This is a genomic window from Paenibacillus gyeongsangnamensis (assembly GCF_027533625.1).
In the GTDB taxonomy this organism is placed as follows: Bacteria; Bacillota; Bacilli; order Paenibacillales; family NBRC-103111; genus Paenibacillus_G; species Paenibacillus_G gyeongsangnamensis.
The window spans coordinates 561,129-579,396 of record NZ_JAQAGZ010000001.1 but is presented as its reverse complement, the minus strand read 5'-3'; the positions used below and the strand labels follow the sequence as shown (position 1 = coordinate 579,396).

General features: G+C 53.5%; 17 protein-coding genes. 8 read left to right on the top strand and 9 right to left on the bottom strand.

Going from position 1 to position 18,268, the window contains the following annotated elements; all coding sequences use genetic code 11:
• The 5 genes from O9H85_RS02650 to O9H85_RS02630 all read right to left on the bottom strand — a co-directional run bounded on the left by O9H85_RS02650 (nt 1) and on the right by O9H85_RS02630 (nt 6,900).
• Nucleotides 1-1,884, bottom strand: a complete 1,884-nt coding sequence (locus O9H85_RS02650) for a cache domain-containing sensor histidine kinase (protein ID WP_269879710.1) — start codon at nt 1,882-1,884, stop codon at nt 1-3.
• Complete coding sequence (locus O9H85_RS02645; RefSeq protein ID WP_269879709.1) at nt 1,884-2,921, bottom strand: response regulator transcription factor; 1,038 nt, start codon at nt 2,919-2,921, stop codon at nt 1,884-1,886. Before O9H85_RS02645 ends, O9H85_RS02650 begins: the two co-directional genes overlap by 1 nt.
• A gap of 458 nt (nt 2,922-3,379) precedes the next feature.
• A complete protein-coding gene (locus O9H85_RS02640) occupies nt 3,380-4,954 on the bottom strand; it encodes an extracellular solute-binding protein (protein WP_269879708.1) in 1,575 nt (524 codons plus the stop codon).
• 146 nt (nt 4,955-5,100) lie between these two features.
• Nucleotides 5,101-5,979: a carbohydrate ABC transporter permease gene (locus O9H85_RS02635; RefSeq protein ID WP_269879707.1), complete on the bottom strand. Its 879-nt coding sequence runs from the start codon at nt 5,977-5,979 to the stop codon at nt 5,101-5,103.
• 27 nt (nt 5,980-6,006) lie between these two features.
• Nucleotides 6,007-6,900 carry an ABC transporter permease gene (locus O9H85_RS02630; RefSeq protein ID WP_269879826.1) on the bottom strand — a complete coding sequence of 298 codons (894 nt, stop codon included), beginning with the start codon at nt 6,898-6,900 and terminating at the stop codon, nt 6,007-6,009.
• A gap of 272 nt (nt 6,901-7,172) precedes the next feature.
• On the opposite strand from O9H85_RS02630, the gene O9H85_RS02625 reads away from it, so the two are divergent.
• The 5 genes from O9H85_RS02625 (at nt 7,173) to O9H85_RS02605 (ending at nt 11,348) form a co-directional block, all read left to right on the top strand.
• On the top strand, nt 7,173-7,808 hold the full coding sequence (locus O9H85_RS02625) for a DUF1054 domain-containing protein (RefSeq protein WP_269879706.1): 636 nt from the start codon (nt 7,173-7,175) through the stop codon (nt 7,806-7,808).
• A 362-nt stretch (nt 7,809-8,170) separates the two neighbouring features.
• Nucleotides 8,171-8,953, top strand: coding sequence for a hypothetical protein (locus tag O9H85_RS02620; protein WP_269879705.1), 783 nt, complete (start codon nt 8,171-8,173; stop codon nt 8,951-8,953).
• 162 nt (nt 8,954-9,115) lie between these two features.
• Complete coding sequence (locus tag O9H85_RS02615; protein WP_269879704.1) at nt 9,116-10,006, top strand: S-layer homology domain-containing protein; 891 nt, start codon at nt 9,116-9,118, stop codon at nt 10,004-10,006.
• Between the two features lie 116 nt (nt 10,007-10,122).
• Nucleotides 10,123-10,803, top strand: coding sequence for a TetR/AcrR family transcriptional regulator (locus tag O9H85_RS02610; protein ID WP_269879703.1), 681 nt, complete (start codon nt 10,123-10,125; stop codon nt 10,801-10,803).
• Nucleotides 10,800-11,348, top strand: coding sequence for a GNAT family N-acetyltransferase (locus tag O9H85_RS02605; protein ID WP_269879702.1), 549 nt, complete (start codon nt 10,800-10,802; stop codon nt 11,346-11,348). Before O9H85_RS02610 ends, O9H85_RS02605 begins: the two co-directional genes overlap by 4 nt.
• Before the next feature lie 66 nt (nt 11,349-11,414).
• Here O9H85_RS02605 and O9H85_RS02600 read toward each other — a convergent pair whose 3' ends face one another.
• Nucleotides 11,415-12,608 (bottom strand): MFS transporter, encoded by a 1,194-nt coding sequence (locus tag O9H85_RS02600; protein ID WP_269879825.1) that lies wholly within the window; start codon nt 12,606-12,608, stop codon nt 11,415-11,417.
• A 218-nt stretch (nt 12,609-12,826) separates the two neighbouring features.
• Between O9H85_RS02600 and O9H85_RS02595 the strand changes: the two genes are divergently transcribed.
• Nucleotides 12,827-14,296 (top strand): aminotransferase class I/II-fold pyridoxal phosphate-dependent enzyme, encoded by a 1,470-nt coding sequence (locus tag O9H85_RS02595; RefSeq protein ID WP_269879701.1) that lies wholly within the window; start codon nt 12,827-12,829, stop codon nt 14,294-14,296.
• 151 nt (nt 14,297-14,447) lie between these two features.
• Here O9H85_RS02595 and O9H85_RS02590 read toward each other — a convergent pair whose 3' ends face one another.
• Nucleotides 14,448-15,278 carry a Cof-type HAD-IIB family hydrolase gene (locus O9H85_RS02590; RefSeq protein ID WP_269879700.1) on the bottom strand — a complete coding sequence of 277 codons (831 nt, stop codon included), beginning with the start codon at nt 15,276-15,278 and terminating at the stop codon, nt 14,448-14,450.
• A 221-nt stretch (nt 15,279-15,499) separates the two neighbouring features.
• On the opposite strand from O9H85_RS02590, the gene O9H85_RS02585 reads away from it, so the two are divergent.
• Nucleotides 15,500-15,928 (top strand): DUF1885 family protein, encoded by a 429-nt coding sequence (locus tag O9H85_RS02585; RefSeq protein ID WP_269879699.1) that lies wholly within the window; start codon nt 15,500-15,502, stop codon nt 15,926-15,928.
• A gap of 127 nt (nt 15,929-16,055) precedes the next feature.
• On the opposite strand, the gene O9H85_RS02580 is transcribed toward O9H85_RS02585, so the two are convergent.
• Both O9H85_RS02580 and O9H85_RS02575 read right to left on the bottom strand, forming a co-directional pair.
• A complete protein-coding gene (locus O9H85_RS02580; protein WP_269879698.1) occupies nt 16,056-16,355 on the bottom strand; it encodes a DUF1292 domain-containing protein in 300 nt (99 codons plus the stop codon).
• Nucleotides 16,356-16,472: 117 nt separating this feature from the next.
• Complete coding sequence (locus O9H85_RS02575) at nt 16,473-17,087, bottom strand: copper amine oxidase N-terminal domain-containing protein (RefSeq protein ID WP_269879697.1); 615 nt, start codon at nt 17,085-17,087, stop codon at nt 16,473-16,475.
• A gap of 396 nt (nt 17,088-17,483) precedes the next feature.
• Between O9H85_RS02575 and O9H85_RS02570 the strand changes: the two genes are divergently transcribed.
• Nucleotides 17,484-18,221, top strand: coding sequence for an MBL fold metallo-hydrolase (locus tag O9H85_RS02570; protein ID WP_269879696.1), 738 nt, complete (start codon nt 17,484-17,486; stop codon nt 18,219-18,221).
• The last annotated feature ends 47 nt before the right edge of the window (nt 18,222-18,268 follow it).

The window sequence follows — 18,268 nt, the reverse complement described above, 5'->3', positions numbered from 1 at the left end:
TTACTGCGCTAAAGCTAAAGCATTGGACGGCTTCCTCAAAGGCGGCCGCTGCGTCTCCGGCATCGTCATCGTAATACGGCACCCTTGACCCCATTCGCTCTCCAGCGACAAGCCGTACTGTTCGCCGAACACCATCTGGATCCTGCGATGCACGTTCATGAGCCCGATGCCTCCCCGGTGTTGCCCGCCGCTTCCGCTGTCGTCCGCGAGACGGTTAAGCTCCAGCCTGCGCCGCAGCTCCATAAGCCGCTCGGGCTTGATGCCTGCGCCGTTATCTTCCACCGTCACCTGAAATAAGCCATTCCCCTTATTCGCGTCGATCCGGATGTAATGATGCGCTTCAATCCCTTCCGGGAACGCATGCTGAAAGATGTTCTCGATGATCGGCTGAAGCGTCAGCCGAACCATCTTCTCGAGCAGCAACGAAGGCGGGATGACGACGTCGATCTCGAATACCCTTTCGATCCTGTGCTGCAGGATGATCATGTAATTGCGCACATGGTTCAGTTCATTGGCTACGGTAATCTCTTCAAGATTCGTTTGGATCGAATAGCGGAGCATAAATGCCATCGCTTCCACCATCTCCGTAATCTCATGCGAGTCCTGTACGATCGCGTAACAATTGATCGTTTCCAGCGTGTTATATAAGAAATGCGGATTGATCTGCAACTGAAGCGATTGAAATTCCGCCTGCTGCCGCTCCAGCTCCGAGCGTCCCAGCTCCAGGGCGTTCCTCTGCTGCTGCAGCTCCGCTTCATACACCTTCTCAATCATTTGCGACAGCCGCGTGACCATCAGATTATAGCTGTGAATCAGTCCGCCGATTTCATCCGTGCGGCCGATCTCGTCGATATGCTGCCAATTTCCTTTCTCCGTCTCCCGCATGCTGTCTTTCAGTTCCCGGATCGGCGCCAGAATCGATCGGCCGAAGCGAGAAGCGAGCCACAGGGCGGCCAGGAGCGTAATCAAGCCTACCATAATCGTCGTCGTACGGATCGTCGAAACCGGCTGGCGCAACTCGCTTAGCGGCATGGACGCCACCAGATGCCACTTGGAATAATCCGATTTGCGCGACACGAACATCCGGTCCTCGCCGTTGTACTTCAGTGTAAAGGCTTTCGGGTCGTTGCTGAGCACCCGCTCGGTCAGTTGCTTCTCAGCCGTATCATCCGTGGGCAGACCCTGGGGTAGATAAATTTGATTACCTTCATCATCGATAATGAAGAAGAAACCGCCCTTGCCCAAATTGACCCGATCCCAAATCTTGGCCAGCTCCTGCAGCCTGAATTCGATGGCGACGATTCCTACCGTATCCCCGTACGAAATGCCTTTCACCTTCCGCGCCATGGTCAGCACCTGGCCCTGGTTTTCCTGCTGGATGCTCAGATCCAGAATAACAGGCTTCAATTCCGTTTCCTGAGGCGTCGCTCCCATCAAATAATTGAAATGCTTATTCACCAAACTCGGATCGAGAGCGGTGATGTTATGGTAGTCATAGACGACCGACCGGCCCTGCGGCCCGATCACGTAGATCAGGTTAAGCTGCTTATAAATGTTCAGCATGGAAGTTACCGAATAATGGGCCAGCTTCTTGATGGAATCCGAATAATAGTAGTAGCCGTAAGTGTCCTCCGGACGAATTTCCAGAAACGAGCGCACGTCGGAATTGAAAGAGATGGAGTTGCTCAGCAGCTCGTACGACTGTAAATAAATGTCCGTTTGATAGGCGGCGCTGTCGATCATTTGGTCCAAATACTGCTCTACCTGCTTGTCGAGCGCATGGGACGATTGAATATAAGTGAATACCCCTACCGTAGCTAGCGAAATGATAATGACGATCAGAAAATAACGGTACAGCTGACCGGAAAGCGTTCTCTTTTTCATTACTCGATCCCCAGGTTCTGGCGGTATTCCGAAGGCAGGAAGCCGGTATATTTCTTAAACGTCTTCGTAAAATGCGGATGGTCCGCATACCCCACCTCTCCGGATATATCCGTAATGCGGTAATGCGGCTGCTGCAAAAGCTTCTTCGCCTTCTCCATCCGTCTGCGCGTACGGTATTGTACGAACGTCTCCTGCGTCGATTGCTTGAACAGCTGGCTGAAATACGATGCGTTCAAGCCGATATATTCGGCCACCTCTTCGAGGGATACTTCCTCGGCCAAATGCTCTTCGATATAATGCTTGGCTTCCTCAACCGGATCCTTCGCACGGCCCTTGCGCCTCGCCTTCAAATCGCGAACGATGCTCCAAATGCCTTCAGCGAACCGGCTCCACGCTTCTTCCACGTCCCTGGCGCCACCAAGATCCAGATGGGTCTGCAGCGAAAAAACGTCCCTTGTGCTTAGACGTTTGGCCAAAAGCAAATTAAGCTCCTCCAGCACATCGCAGAACCGCGCCAGCTTCAGCGAGTAATGATGCAGCTCTTTACGCAATTTCTCGAGAAGCAATTCGAGCTCCGGCTCCCTCAGCGACCAAACGAGGTCGTCCATTTCCGCAATCCACTGCTCGAGCCTCGAAACGGGGACGAACGTATCCGTACGCTGCCGTGCGGATACGCGGACCAATTTATCCAGTACATCGTGTACCGCCTTCTTGCTGACCGGCTTCAGAAGATATTCCTTCACGCCATACGAAAGGCATTTCTGCGCATATTCAAAATCCCCGTAACCGGAGATGACGACAATCTGAATATCCGAATCCAGCTCGGCGAGCTGCCGGCATAGCTCCAGCCCGTCCATCTTGGGCATGCGAATATCCGTAAACACAAAGTCGGGACGCTCTTCCTGAATCTGCTGCAGCGCATGAAACCCGTTCTCGGCGGTCCGGATGCTGGTCATCGACTGGCCGGACTGCTCGACAAGCTTCTGCAGTCCTTTGCGGATCATCGGTTCATCGTCTGCTATTAAGATTCGGTACATGGAGAACGCCCCCTGAGGTGAAAGTTTTTTGTGTGTGAAAAGCGGGAAAGCTCTTACTCATGAGAAGGTTACTGGTAGTGAGGTGCAAAAACCTCACTACCTCAGGCTGTAGAGAAACCCATGAAATAGAGAAATCCGCCTTGGTACCCGGTGGGGTATCCCCTTCCGGCCGCTGTTGTTATCGGAAAATGTTCAATTTATTCGCTATTCAGCAGTAATTTTCCGATAACAAAGGCGGACGCTATCGCTCCTACAGGGGATACCCCACCTACACCTTTGGCATTTTTCAGCATATTAGGGTTTCTCGTCAATCTGCGGTAGTGAGATACAAACACCTCACAACCTTCATTCTCACGATGAACAAGAGCTAACCCCATCTTATCACAGCCAAAAGTGGAATATAATAAAGTTCTCCTCACACCCTGTCGGGGTGTGAGGAGAGTCGAGAAGGAATATGATTAGCGGCGAGGCATCGAGATCGTCACGCCAGGATCTTTTTTGTTGAATTTGTCCGTCGCCTCTTTGATCACGTCGTTGCCGCCCTTGGCTTTGTACTCTTCGATGACCTTCGGCCAGTCGGAGATCGGCTCTTTGCCGTACACCATCTTCACCATATGCTGAAGCAGCAGAGGAGAAGCTGTGTCGGATTCCGGCGAAATGTCCGGGTTCTTGATCAGGGCGTCGAGACGAGGCTCGAACTGGATGCCATCGCGGCCTTCTTTGGCCAGAAGCGTGTCGTAGATGCCCATCAGCTTCTTGCCGTCATCGGTCAAGCTAAGCGTGCCTTTGTTGTAAGTCGTATCCTGAACCATCCACAGGAAGGCTTGGCGATAGCGCTCTTCGTCGACGCCTTGCGGATCGGTAGGCGCTTTGTAGTCGATTTTGCCGTCTTTCATTGTGTACGTTTGGCCTTTGATGCCGAAGGTGAAGAATTTCTCCGCTTCGTCGGACAGCATCCAGTCGAAGAACTTGATGATGGCTTCCGGATTCTTGACTTTCTTGTTGATGAACCAAGCGCGGGTGACGGAGTTATACAGGTAGTATCCGCCTTTGCCGTCCGGGCCCGTCGGGGACGGGATTACTTCCAGCTTCGCCGTAGGCACATTCGCCTTCATCTGCTGTTCCCACTGCAGCACTTCGTTCGCATTCATGGACCAGATGCCGGCTTTGCCCGCAAGGATGTTGTTCTTGTAGGTCGTCGGGTTGATCGTCGCGAATTCTTTCGAAATGAGGCCTTCGTCGAACATCGTTTTGTATGTTTGCAGCGCTTTAGTCATGTTCTCGGTGTTGAAGAACTTCGGCACGATCTGGTCGCCCTGCTTCGTGAACATGGACAAATATGGGAAAGCGTCGTAAGCTCCAAAGAATGTATCGGCGTACTTGAAGTTCTCGCGGCCTTGGTACGGCTGCTCTACGCCCATTTCTTTAAATTTGCGAAGCACGTTCAAATAATCGTCCACCGTCTTCGGCACCGGCAGGCCGGCCTTGTCCAGCAGGTCTCTACGAATGACCGTTGCACGGCGGGAAGGATTGGAGAGGAACTCCGGAATGGCATAAATTTTGCCGTTGTACGTTTCCTTCTGCCAAGCTTCCTTCGGCACCTTCTTCAGCAGGTTCTGGCCGTATTTCTGAAGCAGGTCGTCCAGCGGCATGAACACGCCCGCCTGCACGGAGCCCGCCATTTCTTTGCCCGCGACCCCGCCGCTGCCCTGTACGACATCCGGGATGTCGTTAGTTGCGAACATTTGGATCATCTTCTGCTCATATTCCTTGTGCGGCACGAGGACGATGTCCAAATCGGTATTGGTCAGCTCTTCGAGCTTCTTGACCCATTTATCGTCGTTGATATTAGGCGATTTCTCGACATAATTGAATGCGAGCGTCCGCATGGAAATCGAGAATTTGGCTTTCTCTGCCGGCTTCCCGCTCCCGCCTGCGGCTGCGCCCTGCTTATCCGCCGGTTTCGACGAGCAGGCGGCCAGCATGGATACGGCTAGTACGGAGGATACCCCTACCTTGACCCATTTTTGCATGTGTTAACCCCTTTTCCTGTTTGAAATAGCGCTTACAGAGAACAGCTTTATTGTATAAGGGCAGCGACAGCCGAGCAATGGACAGGCTTTGGCCCGGCTTGTCATTTTTTTAGAATGCCCGTTTTACCTTCTTAGTGCAGCACTTATTACGATTTGACAGAACCGATCATCATCCCTTTGACAAAGTGGCGCTGCAGGAACGGATAAATGAGCACGATCGGGACGGTGGCAATGATGATCGTCGCCATTTTGATCCCTTCCGGATCCATATGAGCCAAGGAGCTGAACTGGGAAGCCGATGGATCGATGGCGATATCGTCGGCTGCGATCAGCTGACGCAGCTTCACCTGCAATGGCCAAAGCGCCGGCTTGTTCACGTAGTACAACGCGCTCATGTACGTGTTCCAGTGGTTAACCGCATAGAAAATCCCGAGGGAAGCCATTACCGGCTTCGACAGAGGGAGCACGATGCTCCTGATCATCCGCAGCTCGGAGCAGCCGTCCATCCGGCCGGAGTCGATAATCTCGGAAGGAATCTGCATAAAGAAAGCCCGCATGACGAAGAAATTGAAGGAGCTGATGGCGCCCGGGATCAGCAACGCCCACAGCGTGTTGGTCAAATGCAGATTCTTCATCAGGATGAAGTTCGGTATAAGCGGAGCGGTGAATACGATCGTAATCAGCACCATGAACACGACATACTGGCGTCCGATATACTCCTGCCTCGAGACCGGATAAGCGAGCGATGCCGTCGCGATCAGGTTGATCAGCGTGCCTACTACCGTAATATAAACCGTGACGCCGAAGGAACGCCAAATCGCCGCATCGCTGAACACATATTGATAGTTGATCCAGGTAAAATCAACCGGTACGAACAACACCTTGCCGGCCACGATCGCCTGCGAGCTGCTGAAGGACTGCGCCAGCACGTTCAGGAACGGAAGGAACATCGCGAGGGCCAAACAGGTTAGGAAGATCAGATTGAAGGCGTTGAACGCCTGCCATGCGCCGCTTGCTTTTCTCATTATGAAATCACCTCGTTTAACCTTATGTTAGTACAAGCTTTCCCCCGTAGTCTTTTTGCTGAGCACGTTGCCGATGACGATCAGAAGGAAGCCGACCACGGATTTGAACAGACCCATGGCTGTCGTGTAGCTGAACTGCTGTCCCAACAGACCGATTTGATAAATATAAGTATCGATGATTTCCCCGTTCACTTTGTTCAGCGGGTTCAGGAACACGTAGACGCGTTCGAAGCCGAGATCCAGGAATTTGCCGATGTGCAGCAGGAACAAGATCATGATCGTCGGCAGCAGCGACGGAAGCGTAATGCTGATCGTTTGGCGCCAGCGGTTGGCTCCGTCGACCTCGGCCGCTTCGTACAAATCCGGGTTAATGCCGGCAAGCGCCGCCAAGTAAATGATAGTGCCGTAACCGGAATCTCTCCAAATGCCGGAGCCGATCAGCACGGTGCGGATCCAAGATTCCTCGCCGAGAAAGTAAACCGGCTGCATGCCGAGCGCAACTAGCAATTGATTGACCGCACCCGTGGACGGCGACAGAATGCCTATCGCAATGCCGCTGATGATAACCCAGGATAAGAAGTGAGGCATATAAACGACGGTTTGCAGCAGCCGCTTGTAGAATACCAGCCGCAGCTCGTTCAGCAGCAAAGCCAGTACGATCGGCGCCGGAAAAGCGATGATCAGATCGTATAAGCCGAGCAGTATCGTATTTTTGAGGATGATCAAGAAATCATAGTGGGCGAACATCCGCTTGAAATGCTCGAGTCCCACCCATTTGCTGCCCGTCATTCCGTTAAAAATGTTATAGTCTTGAAATGCGATCACCGAGCCGAATAAAGGCACGTATTTGAAAATCAAGAAATAAATGATGCCCGGCAGCGAAATGAAATAAAGCGCTTTATATTTCCACATTAATTTCAGTAAGCCCTTCTTCGCCTTCGTGCTGTGGCCGACCCGGCCCGGTGCTTCGACTTTTGCCGTCACTGGCTGCCCCTCCTAACGCTTGCTTGTTTGTTATTTGTAGCTTAATCATAACGGTTTGCGTATTCTCCAACTAGAAAATCCTTTTCTACGACTTGTGTTTTTTTTAGGTTCGCCGTCAAATGTTGTCGGCTGCCGTCGAACGGATGCGGACGGCCTTATAGCTGTGGTATAGTAGCTGAAGAACCTACGGCAAGGAGAGGATTGTGACGATGAGCTTTACCGGATTTAAGCAAGCCGATTTTGATATTTTCCGCATTGAAGGCCTGGAGCCCCGCATGGAAGCGATTCGCGGGTCCATACAGCCCAAATTCAAGGAAATCGGAGAAGCGCTTGTCGAGGAGGTGGCGCTTTTGACCGGTACGGAAATGTTTGTACATATCGCGCAGCATTTGCGCCGGACGACCAATCCGCCCAAAGATACCTGGCTCGCGCTAGCTCCAACCAAGCGCGGCTACAAGATGTCCCCGCACTTCCAGATCGGCCTGTTCGACGATCACGTGTTTCTTTGGTTCGCGCTCATTTATGAGCTGCCGCATAAGCAGCGGATTGCCGAAGCTTATTTGAAGCACGTGCGCAAAACGAAAAAAACGATTCCGGGAGACTACGTGATTTCCTTTGACCATACGCGCAAAAATTCCGTTGCCGCCGGTTCGCTGAACGAAAAGCAGTGGAAAGAAGCGCTGGAACGGTTCCGCGACGTCAAGAGCACTGAGCTGCTCGTCGGGCGGCACATTCTGCCGGGAGACCCGCTGCTCCAGGATGGACAAGCTCTTCTCGCTTTCGCCAAGGAAACCTTCGGGACGCTGATGCCCTTGTATCTGACGGCATGCAAAGCCGGCTCCTGAACAACCGCCCGGAAATTAATCCGGGCTCAGGCTGCCCTAGAAACCCATGAAATAGTGAAAATCCGCCTTGGTACCCGGTAGGGTATTCCCTTCCGGCCGCTGTTGTTACCCGTAAAATTTTCAATTTAATCGTGTTTGCAGCGATCATTTTCCGATAACAAAGGCGGACGCTAACGCTCCTACAGGGGATACCCCACCTAACCTTTAGCATTTTTTCTGCATATCCGGGTTTCTTACAGCCTGCGCCCGGAAATTAATCCGGGCTTCAGCTTTTTTTAAGTTAAACTTAATAAAAACTGCATAACCTAAGGATGGCGTGAAGCCAATCATTCCCAAACGCGATATCGAAGGAAGGTGAATGCATGAAGCAGGATTACACCAAGAAAGTGATCGTCTCCACCCTCGCGGTCGCGCTGCTGCTCAGCGGCGGTGCGCTGTACGGCGCCCGGCAGATGGCGCACGCGGCGGCCGTCGGGACGGCCGTGCAGCCGGACGGCGGCAGCGGCGATACGGGGAAGACAAGCCGGTTCCGCAGCTGGTTCGGCAAGAAGGAGGACGCGCGCAAGGACGATCCGTCAGGAGACAAGCAGGAGAAGCGCGGCTTCCCGATCCTGGAGGAAGCCGCGGTGGTGCTTGGCCTTGGCAAGGACGAGCTGAAGGCGGCCTTGAAGGATAAAACTATCGCCCAAATCGCCGCGGAAAAAGGCATCAGCGAGGCCGATCTGATCGCAAGGCTCCAGACGGAGCGCAGCAAGCGGATCGATGAGGCCGTCAAGGCCGGGAAGCTGACGTCGGCCAAAGCGGACAAGCTGAAGCAAAGCATGCCGGAGCACCTCAAATTTATGGTAAACCATAAATTTGACGGCGGCGGGTATCACGGCAAGCACGGCCCTATGGGCGGCAAAATGCTGCCGGCGCCGGACAAGCTGGCCGCCTTGATCGGCATCACGCCGCAGGAGCTCGAAGCCCAGCTGAACGCGGGCAAGTCTCTTGCGGAAATCGCCGCCGCCAAGGGCATCGGCAAGGATCAGCTGATTTCGAAGATTAAAGATGAGATGACCCCGTGGATCGAGAACATGGTCGAGCGCAAAGGGATGCACAAGACGAAAGAACTCCCGGAGAAGGCTCCCGCCCCGTCCAAGTAAGGCCGGATTTCCCCTGTACGCATGTCCGGACAGCCTAAGCTGTCCTGGGACATGCGTTTTTTTTCGCGCTAATCCTTAAAACGCTTTCTGCCGAAACAATAACGTAACAGACATATGCTACCTTGTGATTAAGCATACTCTTACCTAAGGCGGTGCCGCTTGATGAAACGATTCTCCCGTCCCTTCACCCTGCTTCCAGCAGCCGCTCTTTTGCTAGGCGCCACCTGGCTTCAGAACGATCTCCGCAGCGCGTCGGCCGGCGGTCCTTCACCCGATACTGCTACGGACAGCGGCAAAGCCGTTTACGAACAGCATTGCCTTGCCTGTCATGCCGCCGAAGGACGGGGCTCGGACAACTATCCGTCGCTCGTGAGCGATCAGGCGAAGAAAGGCGTGCTAAAAAACTACGACAAGGCTTACGCTTTTATTTCGCGCAACATGCCGAACAACAGCCCGGGCTCCTTGCGCGACGAGGAGTACAAGGCAGTAACCAAGTATGTGCTGGGATTGAACGGGATCCCCACCGATTACAGCGATATTGCGGGTCACTGGGCGTCCAAGGAAATCCTGGCGCTAGATGATAAAAGATACGTTGACGGCTATACCGAGAACGGAAAGCTGCTCTTCAAGCCCGATCAACCGATTACCCGCGCCGAATTTATCCGTTATTTCGTGAAAGCGAAGGAATGGTATTTAACCTCCCGGCAGGATACCGACCTGATGGACGTGCAGAAGAACGGCGATAAGCCTTATATCCTGACCGCGATCGATTACGGCCTGATCCAAGGCTACCCGGATCACACGTTCAAGCCTAAAAATCCGATAACGCGGGCGGAAATCGCCGCTATTCTTACGCGAAGCGAGCTGCTGCGCGTAGGCGGCGACGCCGCCTACAAGGATGTGCGCGGCGATTACTGGGCGGCGAAAGAGATTGCCGCCGTCTCGGAGGCGCAGCTGTTCGGCGGGTACGAGGACGGCACCTTCCGTCCTGAGCAGAAGATCACCCGGGCGGAAGCGGCATCCGTCATTTACAGGCTGCTGAATCCTTCATAAGGGAGGCCCCCGCTTGAAGGAGTGATTACTCACACCTTTTATAGTATACTTAAAGAAATGCCTACTGTCGGTGCAGCCGACGGAAGGATATTAGCTTCGAAGAGGTGTGAGGACATTTGACTACCGATCCGACCGATCAATGGATTGAACAGCTGATGAAGCTCAGCGATGAAGAAACGAAGATGACCGAGAAGCAGCTGAGAATCGTGCAGGCCGCCATCGATATTTTTGCCGAGAAAGGCTATGCCGCCGCTTCCACCAGCGAAATCGCACAGAAGGCCGGCGTCGCCGAAGGTACGATCTTCCGCCATTATAAGACGAAGAAGGAGCTTCTGCTGTCCATCGTCTCGCCGCTCATGGTCAAGCTGGTGGCCCCTTTTGTGCTGCGCGATTTCGCCAAGGTGCTTGAGGCGGATTACGGGAGCTTCGCCGAGTTTCTGCGTGCGCTGCTGCTCAACCGGATTGCTTTCGCACGCGCGAATTTGCCCGTTATCAAGATTATGGTGCAGGAAATCCCGTTTCAACCCGAGCTTCGGGACCAGTTCAAGACCGTCGTAGGAAAGGAAGTGTATCAACGGCTGGAAAAGGCTGCGCTTCACTTTCAAGAGCGCGGAGAGCTTGCCCCCCTCCCCATCCCTACGGTGCTTCGCCTGATCTCCTCGGTGATTATCGGTTATCTGGCTTCCCGCTTCCTCGTCTTCACCGACCGGGAATGGGACGATGAATGGGAAACCGAGCAATGTATCGCTTTCATTATGCATGGACTTTCCGTTCGTCAGGGAGGTGACAATTCATGAACCTGGAAGGGAAGCTTGTCTATATCCGCCCCTTGAACGTTTCGGACGCCCGTGCGCTGCATCAGCTGAGGAACGATAACCGGACTTTCTTCATGCCGTATGAGCCGGTTCAGCCGGAGGAAGCCTTCACACTCGAGAGCATTCGCGCTTCCATCGAGCAGGGACACCGGGACGAGGCCGAGGGTAAGGGCTATGCCTTCGGCATTTTCGAGAACGGCACCCATCAGATCGTCGGGCGCGTCCGTCTGTCCAATATCGTAAGAGGAGCCTGGCATAATGCGACGGTGGGCTATTTCACGGCCGGCCCCGTCAACGGGCGCGGGTATATGACGGAGGCGCTCCGCCTGACGCTGCAATTTGCGTTCGAGCAGGCGCTGCTGCACCGGGTACAGGCCGCGGTCATGCCTCGGAATACCGGCTCGATCCGGGTGGTGGAGAAGAACGGCATGCGGTTTGAAGGGCTTGCGGAGCGCTATTTGAAAATAAACGGCGTCTGGGAGGATCATCGCATCTATGCGCTGACCGCCGAGGAATGGAAGCCCTGACACACAAAAAGCTGCCTGATGTGCCCGAACGCACAATGGCAGCTTTTCTTATTGGTAGCCTTAGGCCTAAGCCGCGGATTGCCGGCCGTCCCGGTCGATAACGATAAAGCGGTACAACAGATAAAGCGCCGCCAGCGACAAGACCGCCCCCGTGACGAAAGGCGCGCCGTGGCTGTAATCGTACACCCCTGCCCCGAGCAGCGGCCCGGTAATCCGGCCGAGGGAATCCATCGAAGAGCTGAGGCCCGATGCGGTCCCTTGTCCGACCTTCGTCTTCTGCGTAATGAGGGACGTAACGCAAGGCCGGATGAGCGCATTGCCCGCACCGAATACGGCGACATAGACGGAAGCGGTGAACAGATTGCTGGAGAAGAGGATCAGGATGAAGCCGAGTGCGGACAAAACCAGTCCAACCCCGACCACGCGCGCTTCCTGCCCCCGCTTGATCAAACGCCGCACCACGCCGCCTTGGATTAACGCCCCCACGATCCCGCTGACGGCGAACATGACGCCCAGGTCGGAAGGGCCAGCCCCGATCTTGTCCCGTTCGAACAGAAGCAGCGTCGCTTCGATCCCGGCCAACGTGAACGATACGAAGAACGATAGCGTGTACAAGTATTTCAACGACCCGACAAAAGCGGCCCACCGGGACGCCTTCGGCCCCCCCGCATTCCTCCGTTTCTCCGGCGGCAGCGATTCCGGCAGCAGGAAGAAGGCGAAGGCGAACGTCGCAAGCGCCAGAATCGACGATGCGAAGAACGGAACCTGCAATCCGAATTGGCTGAGCAGCCCGCCTACCGCCGGTCCGAAGATGAAGCCGAGCCCGATGGACATGCCGACCAGACCCATCCCCTTGGTCCGGTTCTCTTCGGTCGTAATGTCCGCAACGTAAGCTACCGCGCAAGCGGTGGCCGCTCCCGAGAAGAGGCCTCCCAAGATCCGCGATATGTACATCATTGCGAGGCTGCCGCCGGCAATGCCGAACAGAAAGAAGCTCAAACTGAAGCCGATCGTCCCGATCATGATGATCGGCCTGCGTCCGATCCGGTCCGACAAACCGCCCCAGACGGGCGACATCAGGAACGATGCCAGCGAATACACCGACAGCAGCATCCCGAGATGGAACGAATTTGCGCCGGACCCGGTTACCGCATCGGGCAGTACGGGAATAATGATGCCGAAGCCGATAAAAATCGTCATCAGCAGTACCATAATAATGGTGAGCTGCTTCTTCATTAGTGACTTCCAATCCTCTCTCAGACGGTCATTTCTAATAAATGTAATCCTATCGTACCATAATTATTTTCAGTTAGGAAATGAACAGGCTTAATTATTAACAAAATCGACAAAGGTTATTTCCTCCAAAAGATTAACAAACTATTCATAAAAATCGCTTGCATCCGTGTCCCAGTTTGCTATACTCATTTTGTTTGCTTTTTTCATATATCGAAACCACACAATGAAGGGTAGGGATGACCGTGGATCAAACGAAAACTCCCCTGTTCACCGCGCTGAAGCAGCATGCGGAGCGCAATCCTGTTCAGTTTCATATCCCAGGACATAAGAAAGGTGTCGGCATGGACCCCGAGTTCCGGGAGTTTATCGGCGATAACGCGCTGTCCATCGACCTGATCAATATAGCTCCGCTGGACGATCTGCATCAACCGACGGGCGTCATTGAAGAGTCGCAGAAGCTTGCTGCCGAAGCTTTCGGTGCCGATCATACGTTTTTCTCCGTGCAGGGGACGAGCGGCGCCATCATGACGATGATTTTGACCGTATGCTCCCAAGGAGACAAAATCATCGTGCCGCGCAACGTACATAAGTCCATCATGTCGGCCATTATTTTCGCGGGTGCGAAGCCCGTCTTCCTGAAACCGGTGCGGGACGAGAATCTCGGCATCGACCACGGGGTCACGACCAGCTCCGTTCGCCGGGCGCTGGAGCGGCATCCCGACGCCAAGGCCGTGCTTGTCATCAACCCGACCTATTACGGCGTATGCGCCAATCTGCGGGAAATCGTCAATATCGTGCACGAGTACAATATTCCGGTGCTTGTCGACGAGGCGCACGGCGTGCTGATTCATTTCAGCAGCAAGCTGCCGATGTCGGCGATGGAAGCCGGAGCCGATATGGCGGCTACGAGCGTACATAAGCTCGGCGGCTCCATGACGCAGAGCTCCGTCCTCAATATCCGCGAGGGCCGGGTCAGCGTTCGGCGCGCGAAGACGATCATCAGCATGCTGACGACCACTTCGACCTCCTACATTCTGCTCGGCTCGCTCGACACGGCCCGCCGCAATTTGGCCTTGAACGGGAAAGAAATGGCCGAACGGACGATCGAGCTCGCAAATTACGCGCGTCACGAAATCAATCTGATCCCGGGGCTGTACTGCTTCGGCGATGAAATTCTCGGTACAGAAGCAACCTATGATTACGATCCGACCAAGATCAACATCCATGTGCGCCACTTGGGCATTACCGGCTACGATGCGGAGAATTGGCTGAGGGACAAATTCAACATCGAGGTCGAGCTCAGCGACATGTACAATATCCTGTGTCTCATTACGCCGGGCGATACTCGGGAGAACATCGAGACGCTGCTGACCGCCTTGGCCCAGCTGTCCTCCGAGAATTATTCCATCAACCCGGTGAACGAGCTTGTGATCAAAATTCCGAAGATTCCGCAGCTGACCTTGTCGCCGCGCGATGCCTTCTACGGGGATACGGAGATCGTACCGTTCAAGGAATCCGCAGACCGTATCATTGCCGAATTCATCTATGTCTACCCGCCGGGCATTCCGATCCTGCTTCCAGGGGAGGTCATCTCTCAGGATTTGATCGACTATATCACGGAGCACGTGGAAGTCGGTCTGCCGGTAAAGGGTCCCGAGGACCGCAGCATCGAGCAGGTTAAAGTTATTGTGGAAACGCCTGCCATTTTCTAAAATTTCGCACATCCATGATAAACGGCTACGCCGTCCTTGTCTTACAAGGACCAGCGCGTTTACCAAGGTTGATGCGAAGCTATAAGCTACGAAAACTTATAAATTATTATCAACGCACAAAGGGCTGTCCCGGAGACAGCCCTTTTTCATGCTACATGCCTGATCGAATGCGCTGCTCCAGCCATTCGATTACATCGGCCACGGCATGCTCCTCGTGATGCTTCGCGTGATGGCCGGCCGCGGCCCGGAGCTCCGGATGCGCGTTCGCTACAGCAACGCCGACTCCGGCGCGCCGAATCATTTCAAGGTCGTTCAAATGATCACCCATCGCAATGCTCTTCGCCGGATCCATTCCAAGCCGCCGGGTGAGCGCCTCCAGCGCGTGCCCTTTGGTGGAGTCTTTGGCCAGAAGCTCCAAGTACTTGTCATCCGATCGAATCCATTCGACCTCCGCCGAACCGGTCAATTCCTGCAAATGCGGGGTAATGGCATCGAGCCTCGCCGGCTCCCAAGCGAACAGCACTTTGATCCACGGCTCTGCCGGCGCCGAATCCGCTCTCCGCCGGAATTTTTCCATACGCTCGTGCCGCTGCGTTACTTCATTCTCATTGCGGAAGAAAGGAACGTCCCATCCCTTCGGATAAATCTCCACTCCGATCTGCGGGTAAAGCGACAGCATCCGCTGAATAATGCCCTCTGCATCGGAGACGGGAAGCATCCGCTCCCATACCGTCTCGCCGCTCGCGAAATCATAGATCATCGCCCCGTTGCACAGAATAGCGGGGGCGCCAAGCGGGAGCTGCTCCGCGTACCGCCTTACAGACGAAGCAATTCTTCCGGTAGCCAGCGTAAAGCGTCCTCCCTGTGCCGTGAACCGTTCAATTGCAGCCAAATTATCCGGACTGATCGACTTATCCGCGCCCAGCAGCGTGCCGTCCATATCCGTTACGAGTAGGTAACCGCTAAATAGTTGAGATTCCACTGTTATCCTCCGTTGAAGCGAAACCAAGCTTTGTAAGATGGCCGGTCTCTTCCTGTTTAACGGGCAGGGCCCGGCTTTTGTATTGTATTTCCAATAGGACAATGCTATGATGATCATGGTGCATGACCCTGTGATTTAACGGCTGATCCCCACTCGAAAGTGATGGGAGCATGCTTGAATCCAACCTAACCAGTCCATTATGTAGGCAGGTGCATAACGTCATGGCGCAAAGCGCATATATTAAATTTGTCGAAGGCTCCGCCGTTTCTTCCGTATCGCTCGAGGAATTGAAAGCTCAGCTCCAGCATTATAAAGAACAACTGGTCTTGACGGGCAAGCAGCTGGGTTGGGAATACGGCGATGCCGGCTTTCCTTATTCGGTCGAGACCAAACCGGAGAGCGAAGGTCAATGGTTTTATCTGAAAGGAACCAGCCCGCTGTACAAATATATCGTTCTCGGCGTAGGCAGCGAGGCTGCGGCCGGATCGGAAGAGGGCAAGAACAATTATGTGCAGGTCGTGCTGCCGGACGATTGTACGCACGGCGATAAAGGCAAAGGCAACGAATTCTGCAAATATTTAGCCCGCTTATGGAAGGCCGAGCTTCACTTGTTCAACGGACGTATCATGTTTTATAACCCTCGTAAATAATAAGAAGTTCTACCGGATTATCGAGACTGTGCACCCCCGGCTCCGGCCGTTGGAAGCACGGTCTTTTCATGCCTACCTTCAGAGCGAAAAACCCTCCTTGAAAAAAGAAGGGTTTCTGAGTTCAACGTTATGGTTGTTCCTGCTCTTGTTCTTCGACGATCTCGTTATAGATCTGAACGACGCGATCCCACTCTTGTTCGTCTTCGATGCTGGAAAGGAAGGCTTCTCCGTCCTCTTCTTCAATGCGGAAAATGACCCCGTCCGCTTCCATGTCGTTGCGATCCAGCAGCACCGCATAAGCGCGCTCGTTTGCTTCGAAGGTATATACCATTACCATCTCATGCTCGACACCGTCTTGATCGGTTACGATGAAGATATCATCCTCATGATCATGGTCGCAGGAAGCGTCATGTATGTGATCGCTCATGGGAAAACCTACTTTCGTCTTAAATTGGTAGTTCCCTCGTATCGTATCATGCGGGCGGAGTCCAAGTCAATGTAAAGCCCGACTGCTTCCTGCTCCAAAGGAGGCCGGCTCCCGGCTTTATTCGGACAAAATCACTTTCTGTGAAACGACGGTATAATCACTGCTGTCATCCAATTTAATCGAAAATTTGACCACATAGTTGCCCGCCTCGGAGAACGTTACATTGAACGGCCATGGATACCAGAAGCTTTCCTTTTGTCCGTTCACCATCTTCTCGTGCGTAGCCACAGTCTCGCCGCTCGGCGAATCGATCGAGATTTTAAAGGAAGAAATCGGCGTCGTCAGGCTGTCCACTTGCGCGAATACGGCAAAGTCGAGCCGGTCGCCCTTCTTCACCCCTCCGAACGGCTTGGAGATCGAGTAGTCGTCATTAACCTTCTTGGCGACAAACATATGTACATTCGGTTTATGAATGGCTATGGTCTTGGTAGCATTGTCCCATTTCACCAGTGCTTGGAGGGATTCGGACAATACCCTTACCGGAAATACAGTGCTTCCTTTAATTAAGAAGGCCGGAGTATCACCGTCGGCAAATGTCTTCTCATTGTTGTTAATCGTCACCCGTGCTTTGGCGTAACCCTCATAATCGCCCCACATGGAGCTGGCGAACGCCCCCGCCGTTCCGAATAAGGAAAGCGACAGCACCAGCGTCAGCAATCGCGGCACTTTCATTTCTGGCAACCTCCATCATGTTCTTCTTTTTGTGTAATGTTATACTCCGGTTTTGCGCAAGAGTTGCGCTCAAATATGAAAAAAACATTTTTTTTTATATTTTAAAAACTAGATATAGATTTTGCAAACGATTACACGTCGTATGTGAACAACATATGCCGCATCGTCATCTTTATGTCGACTATTGTCTCTTCTATGCCGTTCTCTGACGAACGGTGCGCTTGCCCGGGAAATGGAGCTTTCGCTTCATGATATCCTCTCTTCCTTCGGTTATCATAATCATAAATTTTTTTTTGCAAAAGGTGTGATAATTCTCTTGAACGAACGCTCTGCCTCAGGTAAGATTTACTCAAACATCAGGCGGCCGTCAAACCGCCGAGGAGTGGAGGATCATGAGTGAGCCTGCAAATTCAAATGATCGGTACGGGAAGCGCCTTCGCCAAACGATACTACAATAATAATGCTCTGGTATACGCGCACGGCTTCACGTTATTAATCGATTGCGGCGTCACCGCCCCCCGCGCATTATACGAATTGAATATTCCGTCCCCTCAAATCGACGCCATACTCATAACCCACATCCACGCGGACCATGTCGGTGGTTTGGAGGAGCTGGCTTTTCAAAGCCAATATGTACATCGGCACCGCATGAAGCTGCTTCTTCCTTCGACGCTGATTGGACCGCTGTGGGACCATTCCCTCAAGGGCGGTTTGGAAAATAAGGCGGAAGGATTCCATTCGTTGAACGATTATTTCGAGGTCGTCCCGCTTGAACCGGGTACCCCTTACCCGCTTCATCCGGATCTAACCTTGGAGCTGCTGCCGACCGAGCATATTCCGGGTAAGCCCAGCTACGCCATTCTTATGAACGAAAAGCTCTATTACAGCTCGGATTCCAGGTTTGACGCGGAACGCTTGAAAGAGATGAGCGCCCGGGGCGTGAAGGAGATCTGGCATGATTGCCAGCTGCAGGGCAAAGGGATGGTCCATGCGGCGCTGGACGAGCTAATGAGCTTGCCGGAATCCATCCAGCGGATCACGCGCCTCATGCATTACGGCGATAACATGACGGATTATATCGGCTGTACCGGCTCCATGCAGTTTATCGAGCAGCATCGCAAATACAGTTTTTAAAGATCAGCCTGCCTCTTCGCGGAAATGCGCTTCCGGGAGAGGTCAGG

What these genes read in the sequence shown, in the direction of transcription:
- O9H85_RS02650 (WP_269879710.1), bottom strand. Translation starts at nt 1,884, where the DNA reads ATGAAAAAGAGAACGCTTTCCGGTCAGCTGTACCGTTATTTTCTGATC.
- O9H85_RS02645 (WP_269879709.1), bottom strand. Translation starts at nt 2,921, where the DNA reads ATGTACCGAATCTTAATAGCAGACGATGAACCGATGATCCGCAAAGGA.
- O9H85_RS02640 (WP_269879708.1), bottom strand. Translation starts at nt 4,954, where the DNA reads ATGCAAAAATGGGTCAAGGTAGGGGTATCCTCCGTACTAGCCGTATCC.
- O9H85_RS02635 (WP_269879707.1), bottom strand. Translation starts at nt 5,979, where the DNA reads ATGAGAAAAGCAAGCGGCGCATGGCAGGCGTTCAACGCCTTCAATCTG.
- O9H85_RS02625 (WP_269879706.1), top strand. Translation starts at nt 7,173, where the DNA reads ATGAGCTTTACCGGATTTAAGCAAGCCGATTTTGATATTTTCCGCATT.
- O9H85_RS02620 (WP_269879705.1), top strand. Translation starts at nt 8,171, where the DNA reads ATGAAGCAGGATTACACCAAGAAAGTGATCGTCTCCACCCTCGCGGTC.
- O9H85_RS02615 (WP_269879704.1), top strand. Translation starts at nt 9,116, where the DNA reads ATGAAACGATTCTCCCGTCCCTTCACCCTGCTTCCAGCAGCCGCTCTT.
- O9H85_RS02605 (WP_269879702.1), top strand. Translation starts at nt 10,800, where the DNA reads ATGAACCTGGAAGGGAAGCTTGTCTATATCCGCCCCTTGAACGTTTCG.
- O9H85_RS02585 (WP_269879699.1), top strand. Translation starts at nt 15,500, where the DNA reads ATGGCGCAAAGCGCATATATTAAATTTGTCGAAGGCTCCGCCGTTTCT.
- O9H85_RS02580 (WP_269879698.1), bottom strand. Translation starts at nt 16,355, where the DNA reads ATGAGCGATCACATACATGACGCTTCCTGCGACCATGATCATGAGGAT.
- O9H85_RS02575 (WP_269879697.1), bottom strand. Translation starts at nt 17,087, where the DNA reads ATGAAAGTGCCGCGATTGCTGACGCTGGTGCTGTCGCTTTCCTTATTC.